Genomic DNA, 1,711 nt, shown 5'->3' with positions numbered 1-1,711 from the left:
TCAACGTGCCGGTGGACGTCTACGACCCCGAGTACACCGGCGCCGACATCAAGGCCGGCGTGCAGACCCTCAACGGCGACCAGGCGCTCAAGCTCTGCCGCGCGCGCCACGCCTACGACAAGTACGGCGACGGAGACGTCTACCGTGCCGCCAATCAGCGCATGGTCATTGGCGCCATTCTCAAGAAGGTCCTCGCGAGCGACCCCGTGACCATCGCCAGCACCGTCACCACCCTGGCCGATGCCGTGCAGACGGACCTCTCGATCTCTGACATAGTGTCGCTGGCCACGCAGTTCCAGGGCTTCGACATGAGCACCAACATGTTCAGCGGCATGGAGCCCACCAACTCCAAGTACGTCAACGACACCTGGTACGAGATCTGCGACACCGCCGCGTGGAAGAAGATGATGACCCGCGTGAACCAGGGCCTCTCCCCCTACCAGAGCGAGGACGAGGACATCACGCTGGGCGTTGCAGGCGCGGGCACTGCAACCAAGGATGCCGACGGCACCACGAGTGCGTCCGAGACGGGCACGAGCTCGTCCGAGAGCGCCGAGACCGACTACTCCGGCTCGGTTGCCGTCCTCAACGGCGCAGGCGTGAGCGGGCTTGCCGGCCGCATCGCCGCCACCCTCGACAACCAGGGCTTCAACGCTACCTCCGACACCGCCGACTCCTACGACTACGGCACCACGAGCATCCTGTACGTGGGCGACGCCAACAAGGCCAAGGCCCAGGCCGTGGCCGACACGCTGGGGCTTTCCAACGTCGTGGCGGACGACGGCACCTACTCCGGCACCGCCGACGTCGTGGTGATCCTTGGCGCAGACATGGCAAACCACTAGCCAACACGTAACCGGGAGGCCCCATGGCAAGGCGCGAGCACAGGCACATGAGCTCGGAGCAGCAGCGTGCCGCGGGGCGCGCCGCGCGCAGCCGAGGCGAGCTTGGCAATGCCGAACCAAACCGGCAGGTGAGCTATCCCGTCGCCAATTATCCCGATCAGGGCTACAGCTCCCAGGACTATGACTCGCAGGAGGGCCGCTATCCCGCCCCCAATGCCCGCCATCCCCAGGGTTGGGCGGACGGCTACGGACAGGGCGACCGGCAGGCGCGCCGAGCCGTCTCCGAGGGCGAGGTCTACGACGCCTCTCGCTATCGCCGGATGCGCCAGCAGCGCGAGGAGGCAACGCCCCTGGGCCGCGTTCGCAAGGCGGCGCATGGCCGCGAGCGCGCCCAGGCGTATAGCGAAGACAGTCCCGAGCGCAGGCGTGGCCTTGACGGGCACCGCGCCCTCAAGTATGCGAAGCGCACACTCATTGGCGTACTCGTTGCCCTTCTTGCATTCTCGGTGCTCATCACGGTGAGGCTCGGGTCTGGCATTTCGCTCGAGACCCGCGGCGCACTGACGCCGGCGCTGCCGGGCACCCCGTTCTACATGCTGCTCGTTGGCACCGACAAATCGGCCGACCGCGTGGAGAACAACAGCACGGACGGCGTCTACCGCACCGACTCGATCATCCTGGCGCGCGTCGACCCCATCGCGGCCAAGCTAACGCTCGTCTCGATTCAGCGCGACACGGCCGTAGACCTGGGCGGCGACTACGGCACCCAGAAGATCAACGCGGCCTACACCTATGGCGGGGCTCCCCTGCTCATCAAGACCGTGTCCCAGCTTGCCGGCGTGCCCATCGCCCACTACGCAGAGATC

General features: G+C 66.8%; 2 protein-coding genes. Both read left to right on the top strand.

Annotation, left to right across the window (positions count from 1 at the left end; all coding sequences use genetic code 11):
- The coding region (locus tag AC1VTH_RS08105; protein WP_481335663.1) for an LCP family protein at positions 1–845 on the top strand (845 nt) is incomplete at its 5' end.
- Positions 846–868: 23 nt separating this feature from the next.
- A partial coding sequence (locus tag AC1VTH_RS08100) for an LCP family protein (RefSeq protein WP_481335661.1) occupies positions 869–1,711 on the top strand: 843 nt, incomplete at its 3' end.

The sequence above is a fragment of the Parolsenella sp. genome (assembly GCF_982402205.1).
Note: the sequence above shows the minus strand (reverse complement) of the source record. Positions and strands in the feature narration are given on the sequence as shown.